This is a genomic window from Sinorhizobium sp. KGO-5 (assembly GCF_036245905.1).
GTDB lineage: Bacteria > Pseudomonadota > Alphaproteobacteria > Rhizobiales > Rhizobiaceae > Sinorhizobium > Sinorhizobium meliloti_A.
In genome coordinates this window covers 145,891-163,087 of record NZ_BDIZ01000001.1, presented here as the reverse complement: position 1 = coordinate 163,087, position 17,197 = coordinate 145,891, and the positions used below count along the sequence as shown (strand labels likewise).

General features: G+C 63.6%; 14 protein-coding genes. 2 read left to right on the top strand and 12 right to left on the bottom strand.

Annotation, left to right across the window (positions count from 1 at the left end):
- Window positions 1-70: 70 nt before the first annotated feature.
- From BHD07_RS00695 to BHD07_RS00640, 12 genes are all read right to left on the bottom strand, one after another.
- Entirely contained in the window at window positions 71-847 is a 777-nt protein-coding gene (locus BHD07_RS00695; protein WP_338277041.1) for a MetQ/NlpA family ABC transporter substrate-binding protein, read from the bottom strand.
- A gap of 36 nt (window positions 848-883) precedes the next feature.
- Entirely contained in the window at window positions 884-1,549 is a 666-nt protein-coding gene (locus BHD07_RS00690; protein ID WP_018096681.1) for a methionine ABC transporter permease, read from the bottom strand.
- Window positions 1,539-2,615 carry a methionine ABC transporter ATP-binding protein gene (locus tag BHD07_RS00685; protein WP_338277038.1) on the bottom strand — a complete coding sequence of 359 codons (1,077 nt, stop codon included), beginning with the start codon at window positions 2,613-2,615 and terminating at the stop codon, window positions 1,539-1,541. The genes BHD07_RS00690 and BHD07_RS00685 overlap by 11 nt, the downstream gene beginning before the upstream one ends.
- A 336-nt stretch (window positions 2,616-2,951) precedes the next feature.
- Entirely contained in the window at window positions 2,952-4,325 is a 1,374-nt protein-coding gene (locus tag BHD07_RS00680) for a GH1 family beta-glucosidase (protein ID WP_338277036.1), read from the bottom strand.
- 209 nt (window positions 4,326-4,534) lie between these two features.
- Window positions 4,535-5,719, bottom strand: a complete 1,185-nt coding sequence (locus BHD07_RS00675; RefSeq protein WP_100672875.1) for a Gfo/Idh/MocA family protein — start codon at window positions 5,717-5,719, stop codon at window positions 4,535-4,537.
- 190 nt (window positions 5,720-5,909) lie between these two features.
- Complete coding sequence (locus BHD07_RS00670) at window positions 5,910-6,962, bottom strand: sugar phosphate isomerase/epimerase family protein (protein ID WP_018096677.1); 1,053 nt, start codon at window positions 6,960-6,962, stop codon at window positions 5,910-5,912.
- A gap of 191 nt (window positions 6,963-7,153) precedes the next feature.
- Window positions 7,154-8,464 carry a xylose isomerase gene (xylA, locus tag BHD07_RS00665; protein WP_338277033.1) on the bottom strand — a complete coding sequence of 437 codons (1,311 nt, stop codon included), beginning with the start codon at window positions 8,462-8,464 and terminating at the stop codon, window positions 7,154-7,156.
- Window positions 8,465-8,558: 94 nt separating this feature from the next.
- Window positions 8,559-10,013 carry a xylulokinase gene (gene xylB / locus BHD07_RS00660; protein WP_338277032.1) on the bottom strand — a complete coding sequence of 485 codons (1,455 nt, stop codon included), beginning with the start codon at window positions 10,011-10,013 and terminating at the stop codon, window positions 8,559-8,561.
- Between the two features lie 9 nt (window positions 10,014-10,022).
- Window positions 10,023-11,060: a LacI family DNA-binding transcriptional regulator gene (locus tag BHD07_RS00655; RefSeq protein ID WP_338277031.1), complete on the bottom strand. Its 1,038-nt coding sequence runs from the start codon at window positions 11,058-11,060 to the stop codon at window positions 10,023-10,025.
- A 97-nt stretch (window positions 11,061-11,157) separates the two neighbouring features.
- Complete coding sequence (locus tag BHD07_RS00650; protein ID WP_338279275.1) at window positions 11,158-12,243, bottom strand: metallophosphoesterase; 1,086 nt, start codon at window positions 12,241-12,243, stop codon at window positions 11,158-11,160.
- Between the two features lie 176 nt (window positions 12,244-12,419).
- Window positions 12,420-14,009: a DHA2 family efflux MFS transporter permease subunit gene (locus tag BHD07_RS00645; RefSeq protein WP_338277030.1), complete on the bottom strand. Its 1,590-nt coding sequence runs from the start codon at window positions 14,007-14,009 to the stop codon at window positions 12,420-12,422.
- Window positions 14,010-14,037: 28 nt separating this feature from the next.
- Window positions 14,038-15,243, bottom strand: a complete 1,206-nt coding sequence (locus BHD07_RS00640; protein WP_100672869.1) for an HlyD family secretion protein — start codon at window positions 15,241-15,243, stop codon at window positions 14,038-14,040.
- A gap of 246 nt (window positions 15,244-15,489) precedes the next feature.
- Here BHD07_RS00640 and BHD07_RS00635 point away from each other — a divergent pair, with 246 nt between their 5' ends.
- Together BHD07_RS00635 and BHD07_RS00630 are read left to right on the top strand one after the other, a co-directional pair.
- The gene (locus BHD07_RS00635; protein ID WP_100672868.1) at window positions 15,490-16,185 is read left to right on the top strand and encodes a TetR/AcrR family transcriptional regulator; all 696 of its coding nucleotides are present in this window, start codon (window positions 15,490-15,492) and stop codon (window positions 16,183-16,185) included.
- Window positions 16,186-16,304: 119 nt separating this feature from the next.
- Window positions 16,305-17,144, top strand: a complete 840-nt coding sequence (locus BHD07_RS00630; RefSeq protein ID WP_100672867.1) for an AraC family transcriptional regulator — start codon at window positions 16,305-16,307, stop codon at window positions 17,142-17,144.
- The last annotated feature ends 53 nt before the right edge of the window (window positions 17,145-17,197 follow it).

Sequence of the window (17,197 nt, the reverse complement as noted above, 5' to 3'; positions counted from 1 at the left end):
GGCAAGCGCCTCCACTGCCGTTAACACCGGCTTTCGCGGGGCATGTACCCGCTTCCCGCCGGTGCGATCTTCACCAGCTCGGGATAAGCGCACCTTTGAAGTGCTCTACGATGAAAGCCTTGATCTTGTCGTCGTGGTAGGATTCCACGAGCGTCTTCACCCAGGGCGCATCCTTGTCTGCGCTACGCACCGCAATGACGTTGGCGTAGGGGGACTTCTCGCTTTCGATGGCGATGGCGTCTTCCTTCGGGTGGAGATCGGCCTCGAGAGCGTAATTGGTGTTGATCACGGCCGCGTCGACATCGGCCAGCGAGCGCGGCAGCTGCGCCGCATCGAGCTCGGCGAACTCGATGTTCTTCGGATTTTCCGTCACGTCGGCCGGGGTGACCTTCAGCCCGGCATCCGGATTGACCTTGATGAGGCCCTTCGATGCGAGGACCAGGAGCGCGCGGCCGCCATTGGTCGGATCGTTCGGGATGGCGATCGTGGCGCCGTCCTCCAGCTCATCGAGGCTTTTCACCTTGTTCGAATAAACGCCCATCGGCGTGGTGATGGTCAGGCCCACGCTGACGATGTCGAAGCCACGATCGGCGATCTGGTTGTCGAGATAGGGCTGGTGCTGGAAGGAATTGGCATTGAGGTCTCCGTCGGCGAGCGCCTGGTTCGGAACCACGTAGTCGGAGAATTCGAGGATTTCGATGTCGAGGCCCTTGGGGGCGGCGACTTCCTTCACCTTCTCCATGATCTCGGCATGCTCGCCCGGGGTCACGCCGACCTTGATGGTGTCTGCAAGCGCCGTGCCGGCAGCCAGGGCGGCGAAGGCCGCCGCGAGAATGAGGTTTTTCATGGATGTCTCCTTGTTGCTGGTGGTGTGTCGGAAAGATCAGGTCTTGCGGCTGCGCTTGTCGAAGCGCCGCGCCATCCGGTCGCCGGCGCTCTGGACGAGCTGTACGAGTACGATGAGCACGACGACCACGACGAGCATCACGTCGGGCATGAAGCGCTGATAACCGTAGCGGATGCCCAGATCGCCGAGACCGCCGCCGCCGACCGCGCCGACCATCGCCGAATAGCCGATGAGGCTGACGATCGTCATGGTGAGCGCCAGCGTCAGCGCCGGCCGCGATTCGGCAAGCAGGACCTTGAAGACGATTTGCATCGGGGTGGCGCCCATGGCGCGCGCCGCCTCGATCAACCCCTTGTCGACGTCGCGGATCGCCGCCTCGACAAGGCGGGCGACGAAGGGAATGGTCGCAATCGTCAAGGGCACGATCGCCGCTTTGGTGCCGATGGAGGTACCGGTGATGAGGCGCGTCAACGGAATGATCGCCACGACGAGGATGATGAAGGGCGTCGACCGCGTCGCGTTCACCACAAGTCCCACCGCGCGATTGAGATTGGGTGCGGGAAACAGCTCGCCCTTGCCGCTGGTCGCCAGGAAGATGCCGATCGGCAGCCCGATCAGCGAGCCCACGAGGCCGGCGATCGCCACCATGTACATCGTGTCGAGCGTGGCGCTGCCTATGCGAAGCAGAAGATCAGGCGACATAGCCGAGCACCTCCGTGACCAGTCCGTTTTCTGCGAAGAAGCGCTCCGCCTTGCCCGAGGTTTCGGCATCGGCGCCATAGGCGACGACGAGCGAGCCATAGGGCTTGCCGCCGATCTCGTCGATCGTGCCGGCGATGATGTTGACCTCGGCACCGACCGACTGGATGAGCTGCGAGATCAGCGGGCGCTCCGCCGCTGCCCCGAAAAAGGTGAGGCGCACCACGACGCGATCGCCGCTTGCCGCCGCCGGCCTCAGGCCTCTGGCAACGGCTTCCGGCAGTTTCGAACCCGCCAGACCGGAAAGCAGCGCCCGCGTCGTCTCGTGCCTGGAATGCGTGAAGACATCGAAAGTGTGCCCTCGCTCGACGATCTCGCCCTTGTCGATCACTGCCACGTCGGAGGTGATCGCTTTCACGACCTCCATCTCGTGAGTGATGAGCAGAACGGTAAGGCCCAGCTCCGCATTGATCCGTCTGAGCAATTCCAGGATCGACTGCGTCGTTTCCGGGTCCAGCGCCGAGGTCGCCTCGTCCGAAAGCAACAGCTTGGGTTCGGTCGCAAGCGCCCGGGCGATGCCGATGCGCTGCTTCTGGCCGCCCGACAGTTCCGCCGGATAGCGCCCGTGCTTGTCGGCAAGACCGACGAGTTCGAGAAGCGGGCGCACACGCTGCTCGATCGCGCGCCGATCCATGCCGGCGATTTCGAGCGGCAGCGCGACATTGCCGAAGACGGTGCGCGAGGAAAGCAGGTTGAAATGCTGGAAGATCATGCCGACGGAGCGGCGGAGATCGCGCAGGCCCGCCTCGTCCAGCGCACCCACATCGACGCCATCGACGAACACCTTGCCGCTCGAAGGCTTTTCGAGGCCGTTTACCAGCCGGATCAACGTCGATTTGCCGGCGCCGGAACGGCCGATGATACCGGTGATCGAGCCGCGAGTGACCGTCAGGCTGACATTGTCGAGCGCAGTGAAGGCCGTATTTCCGCCGGAGGCGGCAAAGCGCTTGGACACGGCATCGAAGACGACCGCATCACCGGCCGAGATCTCGGATCGAGGGAGTGTCATTGTCCGGTCGCCCCCGCAGGAGGGATCAAAACGATGGGAGGATACATGATGCTCTCGGATGTTCGAAACTCCGGTCCCTGCTAAATAGGGCCGGCACGGAAAAAATGTCGCCTCGTCAGACAAACATTCGGCAAGGCATTCGAAACGTGGAGCAACTCTCTATCATCGGCCAACCGGTCAGTTCAACGCCTCCCCGGCATGACTGCCATGCCGAGGAGCATGTGGATCTTATGGCGCGCGAGCGCGCCCTTTTACAGGTACGTTTTTCCGGAGCCCCAAAGTGCGACGCAAAAGTCTACTCTTTTTGTGCAGAACTGCCGTCCGCCCGCTCCGGCGTCATCCCGGCTTGTGGTTGCCCCTCGGAAACCGTTCCGCGAGATCCTTATACCAGCGACCGCTTTTCTTGATCGTGCGGACCTGTGTCTCGTAATCGACGTGAACGATGCCGAAGCGCATCCGGTAGCCCTCCGCCCATTCGAAATTATCCATCAGGCTCCAGGCGAAATAGCCCCGCATCGGATAACCCTTGGCAATGAGATCGGCGGTGACGGCGAGGTGGTCCGAAATGTAATCGAGCCGAGGCTGATCGTCGACGGTACCGTTCTCGACGCCCATATTGTAGCAGGCGCCATTTTCGGTGATGTAGCAATCGGGGAGCCTGTAGCGCGCATTGAGCGTCTCCACCAGGCTGCCCAAAGCCGGCGCATAGACTTCCCAGCCAATATCGGTCTTCACGTCGCTGACAGGTTTGGCATTGACGGTCGCCGGATATTCGGCGCCTTTCGCGGAGTCTGCCGAAACGCGCATCGGCGTATAATAGTTGAGCCCCCACCAATCGAGCGGCTGGGCGATCGTTGCCATGTCGCCGTCCTCGATCGCCGGCATGCGCTTGCCGAGCGCGGAGAGGAAACCCTCCGGATACTCGCCCTTGAAGATCGGATCGAAGAAGACGCCGTTGTGGAAATCGAAGGCGCGCTCTGCAGCGGCCTTGTCCTCGGCGCTGTCGCTGCCGGGATAGACCGAATGGGCATTGATGACGATGCCGACCGGCAGCTCCGGCCGTTCCGAGCGGATCGCCGCAACCCCCAACCCATGGGCGAGATTGGTGAAGTGCAGTGCGGCAAGTGCTGCATCCATGTTGCGCTCGCCCGGTGCATGGACACCGTAGAGATGGCCGAGCCAGACGGAACACCACGGTTCGTTGAAGGTCGCGACCGCATCGAGACGATCGCCGAGACGCGCAATCACGGTCTTGGCGTAACGCTGATAGGCATAGGCGGTCGTGCGCGCCGTCCAGCCACCGTCGCCCATCAGCGCCAGCGGCAGGTCCCAGTGATAGAGGGTTGCAAACGCCTTGATGCCACGCGCCTTCAGGCCGTCGACGAGGCGGTCGTAAAAGTCGAGCCCCTTCTCGTTGATCGGCCCGGTGCCCTCCGGTACGATCCGCGGCCAGGCGATCGAGAAGCGGTAGGCCTCGACGCCGAGGCCGCTGATGAGGTCCAGATCCTGCTCCAGCCGGTTGTAATGGTCGCAGGCGACGTCCCCGTTGTGGCGCCCGTAAACGCGCCCCGGCATATTGGAGAAGGCGTCCCAGATGGAGGCTTTGCGCCCGTCCGCCTTGCTGGCTCCCTCGATCTGGAAGGATGCGGTCGCAACGCCGAAGACAAAGTCGCCGGGAAAACGCTCTGCCAGTTTCTTGGCTTCGATCATCGTTTGAGCCTCATCGTCTGCGCAGCCGGACCGAAGGCATGGCTGCGTACGGGTCAATGGTAAGGCGGGCCATGGAAGTCTCGCCCTCGTCTGTGGATGTGGCCTAAGGCCGCGGCGGCAAATGTCAATGAAAAAGGGCGAGGTATCCCCGCCCTTCTCCGGAACATCTCCATTTTCACCGGTCGCGGAAATGCTCCGGCTTGAATGGTTCAGACCTTGATCCAGGCGCCGTTGCGCTCCGAGGAACGCACGCAGGCATCGACGAAGGTCATGCCCTTCATGCCATCGTCTATCGTCGGATAGATGACGGAAGGATCCGCCTTCCCGCCGTTGCGCTTGGCATAGATCGCCCGTGCCGCTTCCGTATAGATATTGGCGAAGCCTTCGAGATAGCCCTCGGGGTGGCCGGACGGAATGCGCGATACGCGTGCCGCCGCCGGCGAAGCGCCGGCGCCTGCGCGCGTCAACAGACGCTTCGGCTCGCCGAAGGGCGTGTACCAGAGGTAATTCGGATCCTTCTGCGTCCATTCGAGACCGCCCTTGGTACCGTAGACGCGCACCATCAGACCGTTCTCGTGGCCGGGCGCCACCTGGCTGCACCACAGCATCCCCTTGGCGCGCGTTCCGTCCTTTTCCCTGAAGCGCATCAGCACATGCGCATTGTCGTCGAGCTGCCGCCCGCCAACGAAGCTGTCGAGATCGGCGGAGAGCTCCTCGAGTTCGAGGCCGGATACGAAGCAGCCGAGATTATAGGCATGCGTGCCGATGTCGCCGGTCGAGCCGCCGGCGCCGGAGCGCGCCGGATCGGTGCGCCAGGCGGCCTGCTTCTGACCGGACTGCTCGATATTCTCGGTCAGCCAGTCCTGCGGATATTCCATCTGAACGAGGCGGACGGCTCCGATGTCGCCATTCTCGACCATTTCGCGCGCCTGGCGCACCATCGGATAGCCGGTATAGTTGTGCGTCAGCACGAAGAGCGCATCGCTTTCGTCGGCCGCCTTCTTGAGCTTCTTCGCATCGGCGAGCGTCGACGTCAGCGGCTTGTCGCAGATGACATGGATGCCGCGCTTCAGGAATTCCTTGGCAGCAGCATAGTGAACATGGTTCGGGGTGACGATCGCCACCGCCTCGATGCCGTTCTTCAGCTTCGCCTCACGGATCGCCATTTCCTTGAAATCCGAATAGACGCGCGATGGGTCGAGCCCGAGCTCGCGGCCCGAAGCCTCGGCCTTCTCCGGTGTCGACGAGAGCGCGCCGGCGACAAGCTCGTAGTGATCGTCGAGCCGGGCGGCGATCCGATGCACCGCGCCGATAAAGGCGCCCGAGCCCCCGCCCACCATTCCGAGCCGAATGCGCTTCTGACGCGTTTCCGTACTGCTTCCCTCGATAGCCATTCTGTTTCCTCTTCTGAAGTGTTTGGCGTGGAACTGCGCCTCATCCCGCTGCCGCGACCGTCTCCCCGCAGGCGGGGCGAATGGACTCGTGGCGACGCCTCCTTTTGTCACGGCGGGACCGCGGGGCAAGTCCCCTCTCCCCGCTTGCGGGGAGAGGGTTCGGGTGAGGGGCAGACAGTGAGATCACGAACTAGATTCCCAGCATCCGCCGGTTCGCCGCCTCGTCGGTGCCGCTGTCGGCGAAATCGTCGAAGGCCTTTTCGGTGACGCGGATGATATGCGCCTTCACGAACTCGGAGCCTTCGCGCGCGCCGTCTTCCGGATGTTTCAGGCAGCATTCCCACTCGACGACGGCCCAGCCGGCAAAGTCATTGGCGGCCATCTTCGAGAAGACGGCCCCGAAATCCACCTGACCGTCGCCGAGCGAGCGGAAGCGGCCGGCACGGTTCACCCAGCTTTGATAGCCGCCATAGACGCCCTGGCGTCCGGTCGGGTTGAACTCCGCGTCCTTGACGTGGAACATCCGGATGCGGTCCTTGTAGATGTCGATATTCTCGAGATAGTCGAGGCACTGCAGCACATAGTGCGACGGGTCGTAGAGCATGCAGGCGCGGGCATGGTTGCCGGTGCGCTCCAGGAACATCTCGTAGGTGATGCCGTCGTGCAGGTCCTCGCCCGGATGGATCTCGTAGCACACGTCGACACCGCAATCCTCCGCATGGTCGAGGATCGGCTTCCAACGCCGCGCGAGCTCGTCGAAGGCGGTCTCCACCAGGCCCGCCGGGCGCTGCGGCCACGGATAGACGAAGGGCCAGGCGAGTGCGCCGGAAAAGCTTGCCATCGCATCGAGGCCGAGGTTCTTCGAGGCGGTCAGCGCCAGCTTCACCTGCTCGACCGCCCACTCCTGGCGCGCGCGGGGATTGCCGCGAACTTGCGGAACGGCGAAACCGTCGAAAGCCTCGTCATAGGCGGGATGCGCCGCAACGAGCTGGCCCTGGAGGTGGGTCGAAAGCTCGGTGATCTCGACGCCGTTGTCGCGCGCCTTGCCGGCAACCTCGTCGCAATAGGTCTTCGATTCGGCAGCCTTCTTCAGGTCGAAGAGCCGGCCGTCCCAGCTCGGGACCTGGACGCCCTTATAGCCGCAATCGGCTGCCCATTTGGTGATCGAATCCCAGGAATTGAAGGGTGCCGCATCGCCGGCGAATTGCGCAAGAAACAGCCCCGGTCCTTTGATCGTCTTCATACAACTTCCTCCCTGATGGAGCGGTGTCCGATGTGCCGGCACTGCGGCCGACCGTTGACTTCCAGTGCTTCCGGTCCGCGAATTCGCAGCAGCTGATACACCTGCAACGTTGCAGGAGCCAGAAGCTAGCAGATTCTTCGCGAGGGGCAATCGGCTTGTGCCCCCCTCGCGAAAAAGGATCTCCGTGCCCGTCAGACGTAGCGGTTGACCACGTTTTCCAGAAGCTCCTGCCTGCCGGACTTCGGCTGCGGGTTGACGTCGGCCTTCCGCACCCAGGCCTCGATCTCCTCGAGCGAGAAGCCGCCGTCGAGCATCTTCTTCGCCTCCGGCACGTTCCAGCCGGCATAGCGCGCTTCGAGCGGTGCGGAGAGCGCCTTGTCCTCGATCATCTTCGCGGCCGCCTTCAGGCCGCGCGCGCAGCAATCCATGCCGCCGATATGGCCGACCAGCAGATCTTCGGGGTCGATCGACTGGCGGCGCAGCTTCGCGTCGAAGTTCGTGCCGCCGGTCTTGAAGCCGCCGCCCGCAAGCACGTGGTAATAGGCGAGCGCCATTTCCGGCACGTTGTTCGGGAACTGGTCGGTGTCCCAGCCGGACTGGTAGTCGTTGCGGTTCATATCGATCGAACCGAAGATGCCGAGCGCATTGGCGAGCGCCAGCTCGTGCTCGAAGGAATGTCCGGCAAGGATCGCGTGGCCCTGCTCGATGTTGACCTTCACCTCGTTTTCGAGGCCGTATCGCTTGAGAAAGCCGTAGACGGTTGCGACGTCGTAGTCGTACTGGTGCTTGGTCGGCTCCTGCGGCTTCGGCTCGATCAGGATCGTGCCCTTGAAGCCGATCCTGTGTTTGTATTCGACGACCAGATTGAGGAAGCGGCCGAGCTGATCGAGCTCGCGCTTCAGGTCGGTGTTGAGCAGGGTCTCATAACCCTCGCGTCCGCCCCAGAGCACATAGTTCTCGCCGCCCAGCCGCTGCGTCGCGTCGATGCAGGTCTTCACCGTCGCGGCGGCAAAGGCGAAGACGTCCGGGTCCGGGTTCGTCGCGGCCCCGGCCATGAAGCGGCGGTTGGAAAAGAGGTTCGCCGTGCCCCACAACAGCTTGACGCCGGTCTCTTCCTGCTTCCCGGCGAAATAATCGACGATCTCGTTGAGATTGCTCGTGTTCTCGGCGAAGTTCCGCCCCTCCGGGCGCACGTCCGCGTCGTGGAAGCAGTAGTAGGGTACGCCGAGAAGCTGGAAGAATTCGAAGGCGACATCCGCCTTCAGCTTGGCGGCATCCATCGAATCCTTGAACCAGGGGCGTTCGAAGGTCTGCCCGCCGAAGGGATCGCCGCCCGGCCAGACGAAGGTGTGCCAGTAGGCGACGGCGAAGCGCAGATGATCCTCCATCCGCTTGCCGAGGACGACGTCGTCCGGATTGTAATGGCGGAAGGCGAGCGGATTGGTGCTTTCCGGTCCCTCGTATTTGATCTTGGCGATATCGCCGAAAAATCCCGTGCTCACGACAGTCTCCTCTCATGGATTGTGAATTGGCGGCACCGTTCGCGACGGAGCCGGCTATCGGGTGGAAGGCAGGTGGTGGATGCGCCGAAACTGCTCACAGCGCCGCTTCCTTTATCGCCGGATAGAGCCGGCGATAGCGCTGGTAAGCATCTTCATAGGCGGGCACGAGCGATGCCTCCGGCGCGATCGTTTCCGCCGTCTCGGGTGCGGTGCAGACCGCGGCCGGGTCAGCTCCGGTGGCGGCGATCAGGCCGAGCCGAGCCGCGCCGAAAGCAGCGCCGAAATCGCCGTCCGCGGGCAGGTCGACCGGCAGGTTCAGTGCGGTCGCGATCGAGCTCAGCCAGTAACGCGAGCGCGAACCGCCGCCGATCGCCGTCACCCGCGTGAGCTTCGTGCCGGCCGCGCGCAATGCCTCGAGACTGTCGCGGATCGCGAAGGAAACGCCTTCGAGCACCGCCTGCGTCAGCACCGCCCGGGAGCTCTCGTGCCCGAGGCCGGCGAAGACGCCGCGGATCGCCGCGTCGTTGTGCGGCGTGCGCTCGCCGGAGAGATAGGGAAGAAACGTAACCGAGCCCGGCGCCTTGAGGCTCTCGCCGAGTTCATTGGCGAGTTCCGCAGCACTCCGGCCGGTGATGCCGGAATGCCAGTTCAGCGCGTCCGTCGCCGAGAGGATCACGCCCATCTGGTGCCAGGTGTTGGGCAATGCGTGGCAGAAGGCGTGGACCGCGCTCTCCGGGTTGGGGAGATAGCTTGCATTGGCCGCGAAAAGGACGCCGGACGTGCCGAGCGAGACGAAGGCCTGCCCCTCCCCGACCGTCCCCATACCGCAGGCCGAGGCTGCGTTGTCGCCCGCACCGCCGGCGACCACGACGCCAGGCCCCATGCCCCAACGCGCGGCGAGCTCCGGCCGCAGCGTGCCGGCCACATCCGTGCCCTCGACGAGTTCGGGCATCTGCCTCTCCTCGAGCTGCGTAGCGGCAAGCAGGCTCGCCGACCACTTGCGCTTGCCCGTATCGAGCCATGACGTGCCGGCCGAATCGGACATTTCCGACATATGCTCGCCGGTCAGCCAGAGGCGCAGGTAATCCTTCGGGAGCAGCACCCAGCGAACCCTGGCGAACAGCTCCGGCTCGTTTTCACGCACCCAGGCGAGCTTCGGTGCGGTGAAGCCCGGAAAGACGATGTTGCCGGTCAGCGCCCGAAACTGCGGATCGCCGTCGAGCGCTGCCGCCTCGCGGAAGCTGCGGGTGTCGTTCCACAATATGCACGGCCGCAGGACCGCATCGCCTTCGTCGAGCAATGTCGCACCGTGCATCTGGCCGGAAAGGCCGATGCCGCGGACGGCGGCAATCGCTTGCGGATGCGTTTCCCTCAATCGGGCGATCGCCTCCTCCGCGGCACGGATCCAGTCAGCCGGATCCTGTTCCGACCAGCCGGGATGCGGCCGGTCGACGTCGAGCGCGCCGCTGGCGGAGCCGATGATCCGCTGCTCGCCGTCCATCAGCATGGCCTTGACGCCGGACGTGCCGAGATCCAGTCCGAGATACATGGTGCCCTCCTATTCCTGCTCGAGCGGCAGGTTGTCCTTCAGGAAAATATCGATGCGGATGCGCTCCTGCGCCGCGATGACCGGCAGCCCGTCCGCCTTTGCTTTCAGCACCCGGATGGCGCTCCTGACCTCGTGGCCCGCATTCTGGTTGAGCAGCGCGTCGATCGTGCCGGAAAGAAGCCCGGCGCGGCTGTGCGGCGTCAACTCATGCGCGATCGTGCAAACGGCCCTTCCTTTGCCCGCCTTTTCGAGCGCCGCGACAAGGCCGCGATTGCCGGCGCCGCAGCTGTAGATGCCGGCAAGATCGGGATGCTGCCCGAGAAGGGTGCCGACGAGCGTCTCGACCAGCGACGGATTGTCCTGCCCCTCGATCACCGGCAGGACCTGGCGCGAGGGGAAATCCTCGCTCATGACAGTCTGGAAACCCTCCAGCCGATCGCGGTGGTCGCGTACCAGCATGGAGCCGGCGAGCACCGCGACGGGTCCTTCGCCGCCGCCGAGAAACCGGCCCATCAGGCTGCCGGCGGTGCGGCCCGCGGCGACATTGTCGACGCCGGCGAAATGGTCGCGCCCCGACCCCGGCAGATCGGAAACCAGCGTAACGACGGCAATGCCGTCTTCGCGGAGCTGCTTTACCGCCCGCGTCACGTCCGGCGCGTCGACGGCAACCACCGCGACACCCGCCGGCCGGCGCTTACCTGCCTCGAGCAACGCGGCGGCGAGCGCCGCTGCGTCGAAGGCCGGAACGGAAAGGATGGTTATATCCAGCCGTTCTGTCGCGGAACGCGACATTGCCGACCGAACCTCCGCCTCGATACCGCGCATGAAGGAGTTTTCGCCGGCGGGCAGGATGAAGACCAGAGGATAGCTGCGGCTCTTCGCAAGATTGGCAGCGGCGACGTCGCGAACATAGCCGAGCGTGGCGATCGCCTGTTCCACCCGCTCGCGCGTGACGCTTCTCACGCCCGGACGATTGTTCAACACCCGGTCGACGGTGGCGAGGCTGACGCCCGCCTCGGCGGCAATATCGTGAACTGTCGGTCGCATCTCTTCCTCCCGGCAAACCCATTAGAGGAATTTTTGATGTACGTAAATCAGAAAACTCCGGGCGAGCGCTCGAATGGACGAGTTCCGGAATGTCGCTTCAGTCGAAACGCTTGCTGAAGGCCTGCGTGAACACGACGTGGCCATGCTCGCCCTCGGCCTCGCCGAAGGCTACATCCATGAAGCTGCCGGTCACGCGCACGACCGTGAAACCGCCGAGAAAGGCCGCCTTGGGCTTGAAGACGTCGATCCCGCCGACCCTGTAGACCATGACGCGGTCATGCTCGTGCCCATGGAAGAGGCCGACGATGTTGTAGCCCTGCACGTGGTCGAGCAACGCCTGGCGCTCGTCGGCGCTCCACCAATGCGGCTCGCCCTCCCCCTTGTCGTCGAAGGTCTTTGCCGCCGGATCCCAGGCCTCGGTCGAAAACGCGTCCCAGCCATAATGCTGGAAGAGGACGACCGGCCGGCCATCGGCGGCATGGGAGGAGAGATCGCTCTTGAGCCACGGCAATCCGCTCACCGCGCCCTTGCTCTCGTCGCCTCCGAAACGCTGCAGGTGTACGAGATGAAGACCGCCCCAGTCCCAGGAATAGCTGTCCGATAGCGGATCGTAATTCGCGACCGGCACCGGCGGCTTGTAGAAAACGGTCTGGCGATGGGTAAGCTCGACATAGTCTCGCAGCTCCCGGCGATACCAGTCGGCATTCGGCGGCGGCCCGTCCTGGTCGAGGTCATGGTTTCCAAGGCCGACATAAACGGGAATGTGGATATGGTGCGGGCCCGGCGCCTGCTCGTACCGGCTTTGGAACTGCTGTAGTTGCCGCCCCTCGCGGGGCTGGCGAACCTGGCCGCCGCCGTCGTCGGTGATGTCGCCGCCGAGCACCAGACCGAGCGGACGCGGAATCCTCGTGCCCGCACTGGCAAGGCCGCTCGGCTTCCCTCCAACGGCATGCGGCCAGTGCTGTGCCGCCAATGCGTTCAGCGCGGCGACGTGGCGCAAGAGGCTGGCGTCGGTCTTGCCCTCCGCTTCGCAGTTCGGCGCCAAGCCGTCCGTCGAAACGAGGCAGGCATGGATATCCGCGGCAAAGAGAAAGGTCACGTCGACCGGAGGGCCGGCCGCCCCCGCAGATCTGCCGCCGACGGTCATCGAGAGACCGAATCCGACTGCACCGGCGAGGAACATCCGCCGCGTAGGCCGTAGGCAAGGATGATCGTTCATGCGCCGCCCGCGCGTTGCTCCGCGCGCCCTCCGACAGCTTCGACGAGACGGAATATTGCAGCGATCTCGAAACCGCGTAAAGCGCTGGAGCGGAATAAGGGCAGCCACCCCGTCCGCGCACACTTTTCCTCATTCCCGCTCTAATGCCCGCCGCCGCCTGGGCCGGCGCCTTGTGGCTTGGCGATCATCAGGACGCCGGCGATCATCGACAGGAACAGGACGGTGAGCAATACGAACACGTCGATGAAGGACATGATCGCCGCCTGCTGCTGGACCATCGCCGCCAGCTGCTTGACCGCAGCCGTGGTTCCGTCGAGGCCGTGCGCAGTGAAGGTCGTGGCGATGTTGCGCATCCGCTCGACAGCCTCCGGGTTGCCCCATTCCACGTGCTCGGCGAGCCGGGCGTAGTGGAAATCCTGGCGTTGCGTGAGGATCGTGTTGATGACCGCCAGCCCGACTGCGCCACCGAGGTTGCGCGTCAGGTTGTAGAGTCCCGACGCATTGCGGATGCGCGCCGGCGGCAGGGTGCCGAGTGCGATATTGTTGATCGGCACCATGCAGAGCATCAGCGAGCAGCCGCGCAGGATCTGCGGAACGAGCAGCTCCCAGAAATCCCAGTCGGCGGTCATCTGGCTCATCAGCCAGGTGCCCGCGGCAAAGCCGGCAAAGCCGATGGTCATCATCGCCCGCGGATCCATTCGCCCGGCGAGGAAACCCGCAACCGGCGCGGTCAGGAACATGGCGAGACCCGAGACGAACATGGTTTCGCCGATCATCAGGGAGTCGTAGCCGCGGATACGCCCGAGATAAAGCGGATAGAGATAGGTGAGCCCGTAAAGGCCGATCCCCATGACGAAGGAGAAGAGCGAGCCGAAGGTGAAGTTGCGATTGGCGAAGGCCTTGAGATCGACGACCGGGAAATCGACCTTGAACGCCCGATAGAAGAAGACGGCGGCAGCGACCGTGGCGGCGACGGCACCCATGACGATGTGCTCGTCGTTGAACCAGTCATTGGCATTGCCTTCCTCCAGAACGTATTCGAGCGAGCCGAGAAAGACCGCCATGGAGAGAAGTCCCCACCAGTCGAACTTCTTGATCAATCCGAGTTCCGGCTTGTCGAAATCGATGAAGATCCAGGTGACCGTCGCGACGATGATGCCGGGAATGACGTTGACGAGGAACAGCCAGTGCCAGGAAAAGGCATGGCTCAGATAACCGCCGACCGTGGGGCCGATGGTCGGCGCAAGCGTCGCGATGAGCCCGATGATGGGCGAGACGACGTTGCGCTTCGACGGCGGGAAGATGGTGAAGGCTGCGGCAAAGACCGACGGGATCATGCCGCCGCCGATAAATCCCTGGATCGCCCGGTAAACGATCATCTGTTCGATGTTGGTGGCCGTGGCGGCAAGAGCGCTGGCGGCCGTGAAGCCGGCCGCGGCCACGGAGAAGAGCACCCGCGTCGAGACGATGCGGGCAAGCGTGCCAGAGAGCGGGATCATGATGACTTCCGCGATCAGATAGGCGGTCTGCACCCACCCGATCTCGTCAGATCCGGCCGACAGGCCCGCCTGGATCTCGGCGAGCGAGGCGGAGACGATCTGGATGTCGAGGATCGCCATGAACATTCCGACGACCATCGCGAAAAACGCGATGAGCCGCCGCGGGTCCATATGCTCCTCGACCTTGGGTAGGCTCGGCGCAGCCGCGCCCGCTGTTGCTGTTGCGGCCATTTCCGCCACTCCTCGGGCCTTGAGCCCTTTACTTCGCGGCCGCGACCTTCGACTGTTCCGGTGCGGTGCGGGTATCGACGTCGACCACGACGCTCAGCCCCGCGCGCAGGTGCCCTTCCGCCAGCACGTCGGCCGGCAGCGTGATGCGCACCGGAACGCGCTGGATGACCTTGGTGAAGTTGCCGGTCGCGTTTTCCGCCGGCAGCAGCGAAAAGACGGAGCCGGACGCCGGCGAGATCGATGCGACCGTGCCTTCGATCGGATGATCCTCATAGGCGTCGACATGGATCTGGACCTTGGAACCCGGCACCAGATGCGCGATCTGCGTTTCCTTGAAGTTGGCGTCTATATAGAGCTCATCCGTCGGAACGAGCGCGGCCAGCCGCTGGCCGGCCGAGACGAGATCGCCGACCTGAACCGCCACATTGCCTATCACACCGTCATAGGGCGCCTTCAGCACCGTGAAGGCCAGGTCCCTGTTTGCCTTGTCGCGGGTAAGCTCCAGAGAGCGGATGGTGCTTTCAGCTTCCATCCGCTGGGCTTCGAGGACGGTGATGTTGGACTTGGCCGCAGCAATGTTCGCCTCCGCGCCGGCGAGATTCGCGCGAGCCTGATCGAGTGCGACCTGTGCGCTGTCGAGGGAAGCGTCGGTGCCGAAGGACTTCGACTGCAGCTCGCTGGCGCGTTTCTGGGCCAGTTCCGCGCCGCGTACCGTCGCCTCGAGCGCCTTCTTCTGCGCTTCGGTTTGAGTAAGGCTCGCTTTGGCGCCGGCGATCTGCGCATCGAAGCGTTCGAGCGCAAGCTTCTGCGTGGCGATCTGCGCCTCGGCCTGTTCGGCCGCGATACGATAATCGCCGTCGTCGAGCGTCACCAGGGGATCTCCGGCCTTTACATGCTGGTTGGCGACGACGTCGACCTTGGCCACATAGCCGGACACCTTGGGCGAAATGGTCGCGATGTCCCCTTCTATGTAAGCGTCGTCGGTCGAGACCAGGAAACGGCCGTTGGTCCACCAGTCATAGCCGTACCAGCCGGCAGCACCGAGAAGCACGAGACCCAGCACCGGAAGGATTTTGCGCCGCTTCTTCGGGGGCGCAGCGCTCTCGGTCCCGGTTTGCTCTGCGGCTGCAGCGTCGGTTCCGGGCCCCTTGGCCTCGGCCTTCTGGGTATCCATTTCGAAATCGTCGCCTACGGGACGAACACGGGCAGCACTGGAAGAGCTGGAAGCGGACATGGGCCACCGATCTGTTTTGGAATTGAACTGAACCGTTCGGTTCGATGACGCTTGACATAATGCCTTTCGCACCGCATATCAAGAGCAAATCGAACCAGTCGGTTCGATTTGTAAGGTGAAGATGATTTGTAAGGTGAAGATAAAGTGTGCGCGTTCTCTCCGCGCCCGCTATTCTCATTGGAATCGGATCTGGACGCGTTCCCGTGACGCAAGCTAGATCAAAAGGAGTGGATACGTCCGGCAGCCATGACGTCAGCGAAAAGCGCAGAGCAGGAAAGATCCCTGCAGGACCAGCACGAACACCCGTCGACCGGTGGGCGTCACGCCGCCGGCGAGGATCCGGTCAAGCGCGAGCGGATTCTCGACGGCGCCAAACGCGTTTTCATGCGGAGCAGTTTCGACGCCGCCAGCATGAACGACATCACGCGCGAGGCCGGCGTTTCCAAGGGCACGCTCTACGTCTATTTCGAGAACAAGGAAGACCTGTTCACGGCGCTCATCGCGCGCGAGCGCAACATTATCGTCAACAGCGTCAAGCAATCGTTGAACGGCAATGAACCGATCGAGGAGGCGCTTCACGCTTTCGGCGTGAAGCTGGTGACGAGCATAACGTCGGATTACACGATCCGCGCGATGCGCACGGTACTCGGGGTGATCGACCGGATGCCCCGGCTGGCGCAGCGCTTCTTCACCGCGACGCCGGAGAACGGATACACCGTGCTCAAGGCCTATCTCGACCAGCAGGTGTCGGCAGGCACGCTCTCGATCGAAGACACGGAAATAGCCGCAAAGCAGTTCATCGATCTCGCCATGGCCGGAATGTTCAAGGGACGGCTTTTCGGCATGTGCGATGCGGTCTCGGCCGAAAGCATCGAAAAGAACGTCAGATCCGCCATCCGTGTTTTCCTCGCCGCCTACGGAAAGACGACGGGCACGGAGTAAACGCCACGGCGCCTTGCCGGCGAAACATGCCGCACCATCTTCTTGCAATCCAGCAATCGCGATCAAACGCGCTCGCCTGAAAGGCCGTAAGACCTTGCGTGTCCACAAAGGGAGTGACGATGAGTGCCATCGGAAGGGCGATCTGGTTCATTGAAAGCCATTTCGCCGAGGATATATCGCTGGATGATATCGCCGCGGCCGCCGGCCTTTCGCGCTATCATCTTTCGCGCGTATTCGGGCTTTCGGCTGGTCGCTCGATCAGTGCCTATATCCGCGGCCGACGCCTGAGCGGCGCCGCGCTTGCCCTCGCCAACGGCACATCCGGCATTCTCGAAGTGGCCCTCGAGGCGGGCTACGGCTCGCACGAGGCTTTCACCCGTGCCTTTCGCGAGCAGTTCGGGGTGACGCCCGAGACGATCCGCAAGCAGGGGCACGTCCGCAATGTCGAGCTTTTGGAGCCGATCAGAATGGACGACGCACGCACTTTGAAGATCGAACCGCCGCGCTTCGAGGAAAGCCCGGGGCTTCTTCTCGCCGGTCTCGCAGAGACCTATGACTACAACCGCACCGAAGGCATCCCGTCCCTCTGGCAGCGTTTCAACGCCTATTTCGGCAGCATTCCCGGTCAGCACGGCAATGTCGCCTATGGCGTCTGCACCCAGTCGGACGGCGAGGCGGGCCGCTTCCGCTACATGGCTGCGGCGGAGATACGGGACGCCGAGGCCCTGCCCACCGGCTTTTCGACACTCAAGCTGCCCCGGCAGCGTTACGCGATCTTCGTCCACCGCGGGCACATTTCCGGAATCGCCAACACGGCCCACCACATCTTCACGACCTGGTTTCCGCAGTCCGGCCACCGACATGGTGAATTGCCCGACCTGATGGAACGCTACGACGAGCGCTTCGATCCGCATTCCGGCATGGGTGCGGTCGAGATCTGGGTCCCGCTGAAGGGCTGATTTCCGGTGCACGGACAGGTGCAGCCGGCTTTCCTTCGACAATTCCACCTTTT